Here is a 16,212-nt window from a genome sequence, read left to right on the forward strand (position 1 = left end):
CAATAATGCGTCCTAGTGCGGAATTCGGATTTGCTTTCGGGCATCATTCTTATCCGAATTCCTGCACATTCCTAATCTATTGTACAATAACTGTAACATGGCACAAAATGAATGTCAAATTAAGAAACTCTTACAAAAAATCTGCAAAAACGGCGACAATTCACGCTTAAATCCAAACAGCGTTTATTTCCTGAACAAATTTTTTTACCTTAATTTTAGTTATGTCAACAGCAGGATGTCAATCCCGCAGCAACTCCAAAATATCTGAAAACAATGCTTCCGGAACCATTACAGACATATTCGGGATGGCATATCATCAGCGTCAAATGTGCCAAAACCCATCACTTTGAGGTCTCTCCAAAAAGTCCGATTTTAATCCGGCCTTTTGGATTCACCCAAAGTGATGGGTTTTGTTTTACTGATGAACCCGAACCTGTCCTTCTATTGTTTGTTTCACTTTCTCAATATCAAGGGGTTTTATCAAATGTGCATTCATCCCTGCTTCCAGACACTTTTCTTCATCTTCCTTAAAAGCATTGGCTGTCATGGCAATGATCGGAATTGTTTTGGCATCCGGACGATCCAAAGCCCGGATTGTCCTTGCCGCAGTTAATCCATCCATCACCGGCATCATAATGTCCATAAGAATAGCATCAAAAGTTCCTGCCGGATTGGTCTCAAACAGATCTGCCGCCTGTTTTCCGTTATAGACAACTGTTACTTCTGCTCCCTGATCCTCAAGCAGGGTTTCCGCAATCTGAGCATTCAGTTCATTATCCTCAGCCATCATCAAATGCAGTCCGCTAATATCTCCTGTTTTCCCTGTATTTTCATCAGGATGCTGTGTCGATGCCGGTGCAATTTCAAAGGGAATCGCCACTATGAAGGTCGATCCTTTGCCGGGTTCACTTTCAATAGAAATACTGCCGCCCATCTGGTCGATCAGTTCTTTGACAATAGACATGCCAAGTCCTATTCCATGATAAACGCTGCGGGCATCATTCTTTTCCTGAACGAAAGGTTCATAGATATGTTCCAAAAACTCCCGGCTCATCCCCACACCAGTATCGGAAATTGTCCAGCGATAGGTACAGATGCCATCATGTTCTTCTAATGTCTCAACCCTTGTGGATACTTTTCCTCCCGGGCGATTATATTTAATACAATTGCCATAAATATTGAGAAAAATCTGTCTCAGATGAAGGGGACTACCATATACATATGGATACGAAACAGCTGACTTTTCCTTTTCAGATTCCCAGGAAATACCCGCTTCCAGTGCTTTACCCCTAATAATCGTGACAATTTCTTCAAAAAGTTTATTCAGGTCAATGCATTCATGGGTCAGAGAAACTGTTCCGTCTTCAATTTTGCTCATCTGAAGCACATCGTTGATCAGAGACAAAAGATGATCTGCGGATATCTGCATCTTTTTGTGATTTTCTTTCACCAGCTCCTGATCTTCAAAATGATCCTCATCTATTTTCAGCAGACCGACAATACCATTAAGGGGAGTACGCATATCATGACTCATCCTGGATAAAAAATTGCTTTTGGCTGCATTAGCTTTTCTCGCCTGTACTACAGCCTCCTGAAGCTGTTTATTCTTCTCCTCCAATGCTGCCGTGTACTCTCTCTGTGCCATTGCCTCTTTTTGCTGATAGATTTTATCTATTCTCCACAGCAGCATATCAACAACAGCCACTGCCATTATATAAACAACCAGTGCATACAAGACATTCGGAAGGGTCGTCAAAAATACTTTGTGCTCATCCATAAATGCGTAAATATAATAATCCTTGCTTTTATCCATCAGGCCGAAATAATGACTCAACAGATTATTGTCATTCCTGGCATACGTCATCTTACTGCCGGTTCCGCGCTCCATAATTCTTTTGAGAATACGGATGTCCTCTATCTTGGTTCCCTCCAGATCCCTGTTATTGGAAATCATGATCTGATTGCCTTTGCTGATGGCAATCGTCCCATTCATTTCCATTGTAAAACCGGAGACAATCGCTCTAATGGAATTGTTGATTGTACGTGCATAGACTGATGATGTGTAAAAATAACCAACAACAACACCCTTGCCATCCTTACGTCCTACAGCAGCCATATCTATATGGGATTCATCCTCCAGTGTCACACGTAGCGCATAGCTTTTCTCGCTGAAGGAAAGCGTATCCATTAACGCATCAAGCTCCACCATACCCAAAACTTCAGCGCACCCAAAACCTGATGTATCTGTCGAGTTCTGTATATTGCCCCGGTCATCCAGTAAAATGAGACCATCCATATAACAGTCTTGGGCCCAGTTTGCCAGCTCTTTGGCATCTGTGCTGTCACTATTTTGAATGTCCTCTCCATTTTCCAGTCGCCAGCATATTTGTTCGACACTCTCTGTCACCCGGAGCAGACTTTTGGCCTCGGAAGCCAGATCACGGATCTCACTGTCATTGCACTGCTCTTTCATGTATTCGACATTTTTCAGCAATTCACCCTCTGCTCTTTTCATGTCCCTATTGACTGCCAATACAAATATGACTGCCAACATCAACAATCCCAATACAATTTCCAGCCCGGCTATCCGTTTCCAGGATCTCGTCCTTCTGCGTTCCATCCTACTCCTCCTCCAGATAGCTGTCCTCATTCAAAAGATATTTGCTGATGATCTGTTTCACCGTCCCATCCTTCTGCATTTCTTTTAATGTATCTGTCAGCTGAATATTCAATCCCCGTGTATCTGCCTTATCGAAGGCAACACCAAGATCCACCGTCTGCAGCGGTTCCTCCAGAATGCGGAACTTCAATCCGGAGTCTTCCATAAACTGATCGACAGATGTATCGTGAGCCGCCAGTGCATCTACATATCCTTTACTCAAAAGGATAAAAATCAGATCCCTCTTCTGAACAGAAATGACTTTTCTCAATTCCGGCAGTGTACCGTCATGACTGCGGATAATGTCCTCCGGTTTCGTTGTACTCTGAACAGCCATCACCTTTCCTTCCAGATCTTCCAGCGTCTGAATATCGCTGTCCTCATTCACAGCAACAACCTGATGACTCCGCATATAAGGTCCCGCCCAATGATATTCATCCTCACGGTCTGTCATAGTGAAACTGCTCCAGATACAATCAATACTGCCTTTAGCCAGCAGATTCTTCTTATCTTCCCAATTAATAAAAACAAATTCAGGTGCATATCCCATACGCGAGAAAGCCTCCCTGGCCAGCTCCACATCAATGCCTGTCACATTACCATTGGCATCCATAAAACTAAAGGGTGAATAATTGTCACATCCGACAGTAACTGTCGGCAGATCACCTAAGCTCTTCTGTTTATTCTCTTTGCCGGCACCGCATCCGCAGAGTATACTGATGATCAGCCCAAAAACGATCACTATACTTAATTTTTTCATATTATTACCTTGCTGTGGCCTTCATCCTATTTGAATATCAGTTGTATTAATCCTGATAAACAATCTTTCCGGCGCAGATCGTATAGTGAATCTTACCCGGCAGCTCCCACCCTTTAAAAGGACTGTTAGATGCCTTTGAAGCAAAATGATCCACTGTCCAGTGCTCTTTTTCACCAAAGATCACCAGATCAGCCGGGGCATCCTGAGTCACACTGCCCGGAATCATCCGATAAAATTCAGCAGGATTTTTGCTCATGCAGGCCATCAGCTGCATCAAAGTCAGATGTCCCGGTTCAACCAGTGACAGCAGGCCAAGGCCGAGAGAAGTTTCAAGGCCTGTAATACCGCTTGGTGCTTCTGCCAGCGGTTTCGCCTTTTCTTCTGCACTGTGGGGTGCATGATCTGTCACGATCAGATCGATGGTGCCATCCTGCAGTCCCTCAATAATTTTTAATCTGTCATTTTCTGTACGAACCGGCGGATTCATGCGTGCCAATGTGCCGTATTTCAGCACCGCATCCTCTGTCAGCGTAAAATGATGCGGTGTTGCTTCAGCATGAACATCCGCCCCCATTTTCTTTGCCATGCGGACAATCTCCACAGAATTTGCTGAACTGATATGCTGAATACAGACCGGAGCCCCTGTATGCAATGCCAGCATACAGTCTCTGGCCACCATCACATCCTCCGCTGTTCTGGATGCGCCGCCATAATTCAGCTGTTCAGAAATCCTTCCCTGATTCACACCGGCCTGTTTCACAAACAGCGGATCTTCTTCGTGCAGACTGATCGGCATATCCAGATCTCTTGCTTTCTCCATAGCCGCCAGCAAAAGCTTCTCATCCATGATCGGAATCCCATCATCTGTAAAACCTGCTGCCCCGGCTTCCGCCAGTGCATCCATATCTACCATCTCCTGACCTTTCAGCCCCTTGCTGATGGCTGCTGCCTGAAGCACATGAATACCTGTCTTTTCGCCTTTTTCCTGAACATACTTTAATGTTTCCACATTATCAACCGTCGGCTTTGTATTGGCCATACATACAACCGTTGTAAAACCGCCTTTAGCCGCTGCTGCAGCCCCGGTCAGAATATCCTCTTTGTAGGTCTGTCCCGGATCCCTGAAATGGACATGGGTATCCACCAGTCCCGGTGCCACAACCAGACCGGCAGCATCGATCACCTCTGCATCTGCCGCTGACAGATTGTGTCCTACTTCTTCAATATGTGTGCCGTCAATCAGCACATCCATCACTTCATCCACGCATGTTACAGGGTCTACCACCCTGCCATTTTTAATTAAAAGCATATGTAATCCTCTCTTTTATTCATTCCAATAATCTTCTATTTCATCTGATATTGTCTTAATTCCAAACAACTTCCACATAAAATCTTCTTTTTCATTATAAATGTCAATAATCAAAATCGCCGTTTTTTCTATCTTATAAAATACATAATTATGTTCTGTGAATATCATTCTGTATTCACATGGAATTCCTGTCATACTAGCAACAGAAACCCCTTTATTTTCATAAGTTCTGATTTCTTTAATTGCACTTAATATATTTTTAATAATTTTATTAGATGTTTGTACACCGTACTTGACTCTTATATTCTGCTTTATCTCTTGTAATTTTTCAATCACATCCGGAGAATATAAGACTTTCTTCACTTAAGTACCTCCAATTCTTTTTCAACCTCTTCCGATGAAATCCAACCCTCCAGATTAGCTCGTTCCTCTGACTTCTTTAATTTTGTAATTAACTGATATGCTGCTCGATACCTGTCAAGTTCATCAATTTCTTCCATCGTGAGTATCCCATATTCACCATGACCATTTCTCGTAAGATATACCCGCTTTGAAACATCCACCTGTTTCAAAACATCTGTATAATTTCTTAAATCTGATATTGGTTTAATATTTGGCATGTTCACCATCTCCTTTACATATCTATATTATACTTATAAACATGTATTTATACAAGTTAATTTATCAGCATCCGATAATCTTCTTTTGTAAACCGATGATAAATTGTATGCCCCATTTCCATCTTGATGCAGTAATAATAAGCATCATATTCCGTATCGTCAAAATAAACCGCATAATCAAAATCCGTACCCGATGCCATCTTTTCACAATGGTAGGCTTTATCAAACCGCGCAAAGCAGGCACAAATTTCTTCTATTGTTAAGCTGTGATGATGTGCAAATAGCTCTACTATCGCTTTCAAAAACGGCGGGTCCGGGATTTCTCCTGCCACATACTCCGCACCTTCCGCAGGCACACGCACCTCAAATCGCCCTTCATGGATAAAAAACTTCAATCTGCCAAGCACCGTTGTATCAAAAACTGTATTTGTTCTCAACGCTGTCAACATCTCCTGCTCATCTGTATAATTGGTCCCGAGGATGGCATTCATGGACGCCATGGGAAAATAAAGTCTGATCACTTCTTTCTCCGCCCCCAGCTTCAGCTGTGCCTCCTTAATCTGTTCTATCACATTTTGGATCAATTTCTGTTCATTCATATTCTGCTCCATCTCAAAATAATGTTAATTGTGTATATTTCTCCGGGAATTCTCTTCCTGATTATAAACCATAGCTCTTTTATTTTATCACACTAATGTCACAGACTCCATCTTTTTTGATGTTTATATCATACCTCAAGTGCGGTCCCTTGCGACAATCTACATCTTCGCACGAGTGCGCATCACAGGTGCGGTTAGTGCCTTTTTATGTAATAGAAGCGTGCCCCAGCTTTGCTTGGCACGCTCCTATTACATAAAATAAGCGGTATACAGTTACAGTACTGTACACCGCTTATTTTAATCCTCTTTAAGAGATGCTAAAACTTCTTCTCTATATGGAATGGACGGCACTGCTCCCTGTCGCGTAACCGCAATGGAGGATGCCTTTGCACTCATCTTCAGAATCTCAGGAATCTCCATGCCCTCGATGATGCCTGCCAGAAAATAACCTGTAAATGTGTCCCCGGCTGCCGTGGTATCTACCGCCTGCACTTTGAAAATCGGCTGATGGTATCTGACATTTTTATCCGCATAAATGGCACCGTCATTGCCAAGGGTCAGGACGATTTTGGCTTCCGGATAAAGCTCAACCACTCTGTCAATGATTTTCTCCGGTTCCGAAAAGCCTGTAATCTGCTCGCCTTCCACCTCATTCATCAGAAAATAGCTGATTTTTGACATATCAACGTCATTCAGTTTCTCATTGAATGGTGATGGATTCAGGGCAATCTGCATACCTTTTTCATAAGCTTTATCCACCATATAAGGCAGCCTATTGACCTCATTCTGAAGCAGAAGAATATCTCCTTCTTCAAAGTCGGCAATCACTTCGTCCACATAGCTTTCCGTCAGCATATCATTTGTTCCTGCAAAAAGAAGAATACTGTTCTGGGCATTTTTGTCAATCTGGATAATGGTATGCCCGGTATTGCCCTCTGCTTCACGAATGTAATCATAATGAACGCCGTATTCTTTGCAGGCATCAATAAATGCATAGCCGTCCTTGCCGATCATACCGCCATGATACACTTCCACACCGGCCTTTGCCAGAGCAATGGACTGATTCATTCCTTTTCCGCCAAGGAAAAGATTCAGCCCTGTGGTTGCCTGGGTTTCCCCGGGCAGAATGATGTGGTCAACATTATAGACATGGTCCAGATTCATAGAACCGATATTTAAAACCTTCATATAATTAAGCCTCCGTATTATGGATTCTTTCCGGAATACAGCTGTCTTTAGCTGCATAAATAAGCATACATGACAACGAAATGGCACAAACTGCCTGCCATAACAAAGACATGAAACAATTCATGACATCCAAAGTACCGGAAGCGGTTATGGAATACAGGAAACTTCATCGCATAGATCACGCCGCCCACTGTATAGAATAAACCGCCGGCCAGAAGCCACATGAACGCTCCAAATGATAATCCCGCAAGAAGCTGCGGCATAGCCAGAATACACACCCAACCCATGCCGATATAGATCACGGATGATACCCATTTCGGACAAGTCACCCACAGCAGCTTAAAAATCATCCCCACAATAGCCAATCCCCATACGATTGCCAACAGCCGCATCCCTACTCCGTGACGCAATACTGTCAGACAGACTGGTGTATAAGAACCTGCAATCAATACAAAAATCATCATATGATCCAGTCTCTTCAAACGCAAATTCGCCTTTTCTGAAATATCGAATGAATGATAGGATGTACTTGCGCCATAAAGAAGAATCATGCTGATCATAAAAACACTCATACCGATCATCGTCATAAGATTCGCACCACTGCCTGCTGCATGTACTAACAGCACCGGCGTCATCAAAACAGCTGCCACAAAACCGATAAAATGTGTCGCTGCGCTTCCCGGGTCTTTGACCCTAAAGTGAAAGTCTCTGTCTCTGTCCGCTGTATATATTTTGTTCGTCATTGCCTGAGTCTGCATAAAACTCCCTCCTTGCAAAATAAAGTTTTTATTATGACATAATAAGTTTTTCAAAACCTTGTGTTACCATATTATATCACTTTCATTACCTTGTCAAGAGTTTTTCAAAAACCGATATGGCAAAAAAGCCCAATTCACCAACAGGTTCACCAGAATTTCCGTATCAGTCATTAAAAGCAACCTGTAATGAATTGTGCATTTATCCTATGAAACAGTGAATTGTCAATACGACTTTTATGGCTTCATATATTTTTCGTAATCAAGTATTTTCTCTGATTTTGCTACAATAAGTGATGCGGCCACATCTCCAAGACTATTGCTCATGGCACGCATCATGCCAAGCAGCGAATCCAGGCCCATCACCAGACCAATCCCGGCAATTGGTACATTCAACTGCGTCAGCAATACAGACAGACACACCAGCCCGGCGCCGGGTACCCCCGGTGCCCCCACAGAAAGCACAAGCACGGAGAAAAACATGGAAAGCAGCATTCCCCCGCTGATCTCAACACCGAAAACTCTTGCCAGTGCCAGCCCGAAAATTACAAGATACACACAGGTACCATCCATATTCACCGTCGCTCCCAACGGAATCGACAAAGAATAGATTTTCTTCGGAATACCAAGCTTATGTTCACAGGCGTCCATATTCACAATGATTGCCGCATTGCTGGAAGCCATACCGAATACCTGAAGCATGGTCGGACTGTATTTTTTGAAAAACGGAATTGGATTCATTCGTCCGATCAGGATTATCAACAGACAATAGATACACATCATTACCAGAATACCAACTGCAAATGTTCCCAGCATAGCAAGCATGGAAAGCAGCACATCCGGTCCTGTCTTCAGGATCACGGATAAAATGGAACAGAATGTGGCAATCGGAATAAACCGGACTAAAATAACAGTAATCTTCAGGAACAGTGAATTACAAGCCTCAAATATATCTTTTAACAGTTGGGAATATTCACCGATTTTGCCCACTGCAATACCGATTAAAATTGCCATGAAAATCAGCTGCATCATATTCGATTCCAGAAATGGTTTGACAAAGTTGCCTGGCACAATGCCAACAATGGTATCCTTGATGGAAATACTGACGTCAGAAGAAACAACTGTTGAACCATCTGCTGCCAGTTTAGAAGCCAGTTCCGGGTTGCCCGGATGAAGCAGATAAGAAACTACCGTCGCCGATATAATAGCCAATATCGTTGTCAACACATAAAAACTCATAATCTTGCCGCCGATCCGGCCCACTTCCTTTAAATCTCCAAATTGGGAAATACAGGAAACAATAGAAAAGAAAACCACCGGTCCCACAACCATTTTCAAAGCATTTAAAAACATGGTACTGATAGATGTCAGCAATGTATCATTGATTGCCGTACTGACACCATCCGGGACAACCGCTTTCATAGCCAGACCGATCACAACGGCAGCCACCAGAGCAAACATGGTCCGCATAACCATTGCATGCGGATTCTTCCGAACGGTAATCTCCACCATGTTCATGCCCTTTTTGTTCTTATACCGCAATTGTTCTTTATTGGCCCGCAACAAAATATTCCGGATCATCTCTTCTTCTTTTTCAAATCCGGTCTGCTGGTCATCCTGCTCAATATGTAATACATCTTCTACCGTATCGCCCTGGATCAGCTCAAATGCCCGTCCCCGCAATGTCATGCTGACATAGACACTGCCCATTCTTTTGTTCAGAGCAACGCAAATCTTATCATCCTCATTCTCTGCATTCATAATCAGTTTCTGCAGTGATTCCTCTGCAACAAGCATTGTTTTCAAACACTGCTTTTTCCCAATCTCAAATTCGGTCAGTCCTTTTTCAATAAAATCCATACCGGAAGATATCTCAGACTGTGTGATTAACAGCATTTTTCTCATAAGTCTCCTCCCTCTCTGCATTAATCATAATCATTTTGTCATCAAATACTGTTCCCATTTTATCACGATAAAGCAAAATCGACTACCTTTTTGCAAATCAGAAATCAAATAATTTTGCGAATCGCAACCCGAGTATGATAAAATAACCTATATAAGAAAGAGAGGTATTTTATGAACGAACATATCCAATCCAAAATGGCTGATCCAACCCGGGATTTTCACCTCCCCCGCTATCAGGAAATTCCCGATGTCGGCCTTTACCTTGAACAGACCGCCAAATATATCGACAGTTACTTAAGCCCTCTGGAAGATATCAGCATTACCGGCTCTATGATCAGTAACTATGTCAAGAAGAAGATTATCAACAATCCCGTCAAAAAACAATACGGACGGGATCAGATTGCTTCCCTGATCTTTATTGCAATTGCCAAATCCGTGCTGTCTCTTGACAATATCCATATGATGTTTGAGATTCAGCGCCAGACCTATGACAATGCAACCGCCTATAATTATTTCTGTTCGGAATTCGAGCTGATCCTTCATCATGTGTTTGAATTAGATCAGGCAAATGCAAAAACCGGTGCAGCTCATAACGTCAAAAAAGAGCATGGCACTTTCTCTAATGAGAAAACCATGCTCCGCAATATGATCATCACTGTTGCCCACAAAATCTATCTGGACCGCTATTTCTCTTTATTGAGAGATGAAGATACCATCTGAGCAAAGTACTGATGCAGTCGGTTATCGCCATCCAGTTCCGGATGAAAAGAGATAGCCAGCTGCTGTTTATTTAATTCATATCTGTTTTCTGCCATGATTTTCGTTCTCCTTTGTTTACATCTAAGTTTTTTTCCATTATAATGAAATCTGAACATAAATAAATAGCCATTTTGATATTATTTAAGATGGCCAGATTGGAGGTCACATGCCAGATGCTTACCTATTCTTTTGCCGGAACAGGGTCAGATTCTTTATATGAACATTTATATAAATGCATACGAAATGATATATTATGCGGGAATCTCTCTATGGGAGAGAAGCTGCCGTCCAAACGAAATTTTGCCAAAAATCTGGGCATAAGCACCATCACTGTTGAGAATGCCTATGCCCAGTTAATCGCCGAAGGCTATATTTATTCTATCCCCAAAAAGGGCTATTTTGTTTCCGATATCCATACGATCCTTCCTGTGGAACAGATGCATCCCTTTGAGGAAGACAACGGTTCTTCCTCATCCATCGACAGCCCATCCATGATTCAAAAAGCTGATATGGAAGAAAGCCTTCATTTTGCTGTAGACTTTACAAGCAACCAGACAGATTCAGAATATTTTCCCTTTTCTATCTGGTCAAGGCTCATCCGGGAACTGCTCAGTGACAGTCAGCAGAAGCTGATGATCAATCCTCCCTGCGGCGGTATACTGGAGCTTCGAGAATCCATTGCCAGACATTTGAAGGATTTTCACGGTCTGCACGTCTCCCCGGAACAGATTATCATCGGGGCCGGAACGGAATATTTATACGGTATCCTCATTCAGCTGCTGGGCTTTGACAAGAAATACGCCATTGAGGATCCAGGTTATCACAAAATCGCCAAAATATACAACAGCCACAATGTGGACTGTGATTATATTGCCATGGATGACAGCGGCATCCGGATTTCAGAACTGGAGGAGAAAAATATCGATGTCATTCATATTTCCCCTTCCCATCAGTTTCCAACGGGTATCACCATGCCTATCGGAAGACGATACGAACTCCTTGGATGGGCTTCAAAAGTGCCTTCCCGCTATATTATCGAGGATGATTATGACAGCGAGTTTCGTCTGACAGGCCAGCCGATCCCAACCCTTCAGAGTATCGATGTTCTTGAGAAGGTGATCTATATCAATACCTTTACAAAAACACTGGCCTCCACCGTCCGTATCAGCTATATGGTGCTGCCGAAACATCTGGTGAAGGCCTATTATGCCAAGCTGCAGTTCTATTCCTGCACGGTATCCAATTTTGAACAGTATACACTGGCTGCCTTTATCAACAAAGGACACTTTGAAAAACACATCAACCGTCTACGTATTCACTATCATGACAAGCGGGATATGCTGCTGCAGTGCATCAAAAGCAGTCCCCTTTCTAACCATGTCACCATCAAAGGTGAGGACGCCGGTCTGCATTTTCTGATGAAGATTGACACTGAACTCACGGATGAGATCATCTGTCAGCGGGCAGCAGCCAAAGGCATCCGCATTATGCCACTATCCAAATATTACTATCACCCGGAGAAAGCCATGCAGCATATACTGGTAGTCAACTATTCCTCCCTGACACAGGAACAGATGACAGAGGCCACCCAGGCTTTCAATGAGATTCTCGCATAGATAATTGTTAATAGCCCACTACTTTTTCCAGGGCGTTCAATATATTCTCATAGCCGGTACAGCGGCAAAGATGCCCGGAGATGAGCTTTCGGAGTTCGTCCCGGGTATATTTGCGTCCTGTTCCGATGATCTCCACCGCAGACATAATAATGCCCGGTGTACAAAAACCGCACTGGACCGCTGCCTCATCCACGAAAGCCTGCTGGATTTCCGAGAGTTCTCCTGTGGGTGACTGCAGTCCCTCCACTGTAAGAATGTGTTTGCCTTCAGCCCACATAGTCAGATAGATGCATGAGTCGATGGCTTCTCCATTCACCAGTACAGTACAGGCGCCGCACTCTCCCACTTCACAGCCTTTCTTCACACTGGTCAGTCCCAGATGATTACGCAAAGTGTCAAGCAAAGATTCTCTGTCATCAATGGCCAGCTCCACCGCTTTGCCATTCACATTCATATGGATAATCTTAAGCATCGACTTCACCTCCCCCATTTCTTATGGCCTGCGCCATGGCACGTTTAGCCAGTTCCTCCACCAGCTGCAGACGAAATTCCTTCGAGGCACGCCATGAGGTTCTCGGATTCACTTCATTTAAAACACCTTTGCCGGTCTGAAGGAGCAATGCCTTTGAAACAGCCTTCCCTGAAACTGCTTTTTCTGTCTCCGGACATCTGACAGGCGTCGGTGCCGCCACGCCGTAAGCGATCCGCATGTCTTCAACAACCTTCTTGTCCAATGACAGCTTCACCAGACAGGCACACCCCAGGGTCGCGATTTCCATGGCCTTTCGCTTGCCGTATTTGATGTAGCATCCGGTGTACCCTTCATAATCCCTGCGTCTGATACGGATAGCCGTCATCACTTCCTCATGGCAGCGTACGGTTTTACCCGGACCTGTATAAAATTCCTGAATCGGCACCTGTCTGATGCCCTCCGGGCCCGTCAATTCCAGAATCGCATTATAGGCAAACAGAGATGACGCACTGTCCGCACTGGTGACACCGTTGCAGACATTGCCTCCAATGGTGCCGATATTGCGGATCTGCGGGCCGCCCACCTGATCAACGGCATATCCAAGCATCGGAATATGCTGCTGCACCAGCGGATGCGCCGTGATATGAGAAAAACTCGTTCCCGGACCGATCACGATGGTTCCGTCTTCTTCCATTGTCACCCCTTTTAACGCTGTAATATTGTGAATGCTGACAAGGGATCGGCCTGCTAATTTGCCTTCTCTGATCTTGATCAAAACATCACTGCCGCCAGAAATAATCTCTGCATCCGGCCATTCCTGCAATTTCCTGATGGCCTCCTCTACACTGGCTGCCTCATAAAATGATCCAATATCATACATAATGTCATCCCCCCCCCGCCTATATCAGTCCTTTTTCTTTGAATGCTGCCACCAGTCTCTGAGGCTCCATCGGAAGCTGGTTAAAGCCAATGCCTGTTGCCTGCAAAACTGCGTTTCGGATAGCCGGTGCCACCGGAATAGCCGGCGGTTCTCCCAGGGCTTTGTTGCCGAAAGGTCCCGTCGGATCCTGCAATTCTATAAACTCAACATTCAACTCCGGTGTATCCATGGCCGTCGGCAGCTTGTAATCCAGAAGATTGTTGTTCAGTGGTTTGCCCTTTGCATCATACATTAATTCTTCACTGAGTCCATAGCCAAGGCCCATGCTCATACCGCCATGCACCTGGGCCTCAGCCAGTTTAGGATTCATCAGAATACCGCTGTCATGGACATTGATAATCTTCAGTACATTGACTTTGCCTAACGGCATATCTACTTCCACTTCCGCAAAACAGGCACCGCTGGCAAATGTATTCTCTTTGCAGTGGCTGGTGGCCTCAGCGGTGATATGGACAGAACGTTCCAGACTGTACAATGCCTCTGTCGCCAGTGCCTCCATTGTCAGCAGTTCTTCGCCCTCTGCTGTCACGATCATATTATTGCGGATATCCAATGTCTGCTGATCCATCTTCAGTTTCCAGGATGCATATTCAAGAATCTTATCCTTCATCATCTCCGCTGTTTTCTTCACAGCCTTGCCGCTGACATAAGTCTGTCTGGAAGCATAAGCCCCGGTATCAAAAGGTGTGACATCTGTGTCCTGGGTGGAAACAATATACACTTTGTCCTCTGTCACTCCAAGTACCTCTGCCGCCATCTGTGTAAAGACGGTATCCGCTCCCTGTCCGATCTCTGTGGCGCCCATCATCAACTGAATGGAACCGTCCTGATTCAATACCATACGGCATGTGGCAGTTTCAAGAGAAATCGGATAAACGCCGGTTTTGTAGCAGAAAATCGCCATACCGATGCCGCGGCGTCTGCTGCCTGTCTGGGAGGCATAAGCGGCTCGCTTTTCATCCCAATGCACAGCCTCTTTGCCCGCTTCAATACATTTCTTCAGGCCATAGCTGTAAAATGTAATACCGTTATGCGGATCCTTATATCCCTCTTCCATGCAGTTTTTCAAACGAAAGGCTAATGGATCCATATGAATGGCTGCCGCCAGATCATCCATCAGACACTCTGCTGCAAAATCTCCCTGTGGAATACCGTAACCACGCATAGCACCGCCGGCCACTGTACTGGTGTAAACCGTGTAGCTCTCCGATTCAAGGGCCTTTTCATCCCGGTAAAGCTGCTTGATCATATTGGAGGCATTGGCGACAATCGCATGGCCATGGGAAGCATAACCACCCTGATTAGAAAAAGCTTCTGCTCTTCTGGCCACCAGTGTACCATCCGGTCTTACAGCTCCCTGCATATGAAAACGGATCGCATGACGCACTCTTGTATCCGCAAATGTTTCTTCTCTGGTCAGTTCCAGTTTCACCGGACGACCGCCCACCTGCAGACTTAAGAAAGCATTCAGCGGTTCATAAAGTACATCCTGTTTATTGCCGAAGCCGCCGCCGATATAGGGCTTGATCACTCTGACCTGTCCCCATGGAATACCAAGGGCCTGACCGATGACACGACGGACAATATGCGGAATCTGTGTAGATGTGGTTACGGTAATCTTGCCGTTGCCGTCCTGATACGCAAAGGAAACCGGCAGTTCAATATGACAGTGCTGTACACGCTGGGTATCATACGTCTGATCCACCAGAATAAGTCCCTTTTCTTTCACAGCTTCATCAAAGCTTTCATCACCCAGGGCGAAAGATGTATGTTTCAAAATATTATCCGGCACATTGTCATGCATGGCCACGGCTCCCTCCGCCATGGCATCTGCCACATCCACCAGTGCCGGGTATTCTTCATAATGTACTTTCACAAGCCGTGCTGCCTTAACAGCTGCAATCTCATCTTCTGCAATGACAGCTGCCACATCATCCCCATAATAACGGACCCGCTGATTCAAAAGACGCCTGTCCTGAACATCCTGATGCGCCGCCTCCACAGACCAGGGATGTCCCGGTGTACAAAAATCAATCTCCGGCACATCAAAACAGGTAACAATCTTTACAACCCCCGGCACTTTTAATGCCTCATCCAAATCAAATCCAGTCACAACACCATTGGCAATGGTACTGTGTACCACCTTCGCCACCATCATCGGCTGTGTCATCAGATCCTGTGTATATTTCGCCTGGCCCGTTACCTTGGCACGGGCATCCACACGCTGAATGCTTTTTCCAATCCCCATAACGCTCCTCCTTCCACTTTTGATGCGACGTGCAAAATTTTTCCAGTTTTTGAAAGCCCAGCCCGTTAGCAGATCCATACGCAGGCCCACTCGCGTTGCCCAACATTGGCAGCGGTACATAAGGCATTACAAAACAATGCCTAAGTACCGGCCATGTTGGAAGCACCTGCGTATGGATCTGCTAACGGGCTGGGCTCTTCCTAATATAATATAAATTTTGCACCTGCCGCATCTAAAAGCTGGTTTGTTTAACTGTTTTTGTGTGACATGCTCCCACCACTTAAATCACAGATTTTGAAGTGGGGGCTTCTTGCTCAATGGCTCTACTGAGCCAAGTATCTACAAGCTATCCTCGCGTGCCCCGCGATTCATTTTTCCCCAG

General features: G+C 44.7%; 15 protein-coding genes. 2 read left to right on the top strand and 13 right to left on the bottom strand.

Going from position 1 to position 16,212, the window contains the following annotated elements; genetic code table 11:
• Nucleotides 1-415 precede the first annotated feature (415 nt).
• The 9 genes from HED67_RS13820 to HED67_RS13860 form a co-directional block, all read right to left on the bottom strand.
• Nucleotides 416-2,620, bottom strand: a complete 2,205-nt coding sequence (locus HED67_RS13820) for an ATP-binding protein (RefSeq protein ID WP_221718669.1) — start codon at nt 2,618-2,620, stop codon at nt 416-418.
• Between the two features lies 1 nt (nt 2,621).
• Nucleotides 2,622-3,419 carry a substrate-binding periplasmic protein gene (locus HED67_RS13825; protein WP_221718670.1) on the bottom strand — a complete coding sequence of 266 codons (798 nt, stop codon included), beginning with the start codon at nt 3,417-3,419 and terminating at the stop codon, nt 2,622-2,624.
• A 46-nt stretch (nt 3,420-3,465) separates the two neighbouring features.
• Nucleotides 3,466-4,728 (bottom strand): dihydroorotase, encoded by a 1,263-nt coding sequence (locus HED67_RS13830; RefSeq protein ID WP_178441614.1) that lies wholly within the window; start codon nt 4,726-4,728, stop codon nt 3,466-3,468.
• Nucleotides 4,729-4,743: 15 nt separating this feature from the next.
• Nucleotides 4,744-5,091, bottom strand: coding sequence for a type II toxin-antitoxin system RelE/ParE family toxin (locus HED67_RS13835; protein WP_178441615.1), 348 nt, complete (start codon nt 5,089-5,091; stop codon nt 4,744-4,746).
• Complete coding sequence (locus tag HED67_RS13840; RefSeq protein ID WP_178441616.1) at nt 5,088-5,348, bottom strand: prevent-host-death protein; 261 nt, start codon at nt 5,346-5,348, stop codon at nt 5,088-5,090. The genes HED67_RS13835 and HED67_RS13840 overlap by 4 nt, the downstream gene beginning before the upstream one ends.
• A gap of 56 nt (nt 5,349-5,404) precedes the next feature.
• Nucleotides 5,405-5,947 carry a DUF3877 family protein gene (locus HED67_RS13845; protein ID WP_221718671.1) on the bottom strand — a complete coding sequence of 181 codons (543 nt, stop codon included), beginning with the start codon at nt 5,945-5,947 and terminating at the stop codon, nt 5,405-5,407.
• A 297-nt stretch (nt 5,948-6,244) separates the two neighbouring features.
• Entirely contained in the window at nt 6,245-7,135 is an 891-nt protein-coding gene (locus HED67_RS13850) for a ribokinase (RefSeq protein WP_178441618.1), read from the bottom strand.
• 47 nt (nt 7,136-7,182) lie between these two features.
• Nucleotides 7,183-7,878: a PAQR family membrane homeostasis protein TrhA gene (gene trhA, locus HED67_RS13855; protein WP_221718686.1), complete on the bottom strand. Its 696-nt coding sequence runs from the start codon at nt 7,876-7,878 to the stop codon at nt 7,183-7,185.
• Nucleotides 7,879-8,127: 249 nt separating this feature from the next.
• Entirely contained in the window at nt 8,128-9,795 is a 1,668-nt protein-coding gene (locus tag HED67_RS13860) for a dicarboxylate/amino acid:cation symporter (RefSeq protein WP_221718672.1), read from the bottom strand.
• Nucleotides 9,796-9,966: 171 nt separating this feature from the next.
• Here HED67_RS13860 and HED67_RS13865 point away from each other — a divergent pair, with 171 nt between their 5' ends.
• Complete coding sequence (locus HED67_RS13865; protein WP_221718673.1) at nt 9,967-10,515, top strand: DUF1836 domain-containing protein; 549 nt, start codon at nt 9,967-9,969, stop codon at nt 10,513-10,515.
• Here HED67_RS13865 and HED67_RS17265 read toward each other — a convergent pair.
• Nucleotides 10,479-10,610, bottom strand: a complete 132-nt coding sequence (locus HED67_RS17265) for a hypothetical protein (protein ID WP_260702745.1) — start codon at nt 10,608-10,610, stop codon at nt 10,479-10,481. The genes HED67_RS13865 and HED67_RS17265 overlap by 37 nt on opposite strands.
• A gap of 117 nt (nt 10,611-10,727) precedes the next feature.
• Here HED67_RS17265 and pdxR point away from each other — a divergent pair, with 117 nt between their 5' ends.
• Nucleotides 10,728-12,170: a MocR-like pyridoxine biosynthesis transcription factor PdxR gene (pdxR, locus tag HED67_RS13870; protein WP_221718674.1), complete on the top strand. Its 1,443-nt coding sequence runs from the start codon at nt 10,728-10,730 to the stop codon at nt 12,168-12,170.
• A 7-nt stretch (nt 12,171-12,177) separates the two neighbouring features.
• Here the strand turns inward: pdxR and xdhC are convergent, their stop codons facing one another.
• Genes xdhC through xdhA form a run of 3 tightly spaced genes read right to left on the bottom strand, consistent with a single transcriptional unit; the run spans nt 12,178 to nt 15,830 of the window.
• Nucleotides 12,178-12,642, bottom strand: coding sequence for a xanthine dehydrogenase subunit XdhC (gene xdhC / locus HED67_RS13875; RefSeq protein WP_221718675.1), 465 nt, complete (start codon nt 12,640-12,642; stop codon nt 12,178-12,180).
• Entirely contained in the window at nt 12,635-13,522 is an 888-nt protein-coding gene (xdhB, locus tag HED67_RS13880) for a xanthine dehydrogenase subunit XdhB (protein WP_221718676.1), read from the bottom strand. Before xdhB ends, xdhC begins: the two co-directional genes overlap by 8 nt.
• Before the next feature lie 19 nt (nt 13,523-13,541).
• Nucleotides 13,542-15,830 (bottom strand): xanthine dehydrogenase subunit XdhA, encoded by a 2,289-nt coding sequence (xdhA, locus tag HED67_RS13885; protein WP_221718677.1) that lies wholly within the window; start codon nt 15,828-15,830, stop codon nt 13,542-13,544.
• Between the last annotated feature and the right edge of the window lie 382 nt (nt 15,831-16,212).

It is taken from the genome of Pseudocoprococcus catus, from assembly GCF_019734885.1.
In the GTDB taxonomy this organism is placed as follows: domain Bacteria; phylum Bacillota; class Clostridia; order Lachnospirales; family Lachnospiraceae; genus Coprococcus_A; species Coprococcus_A catus.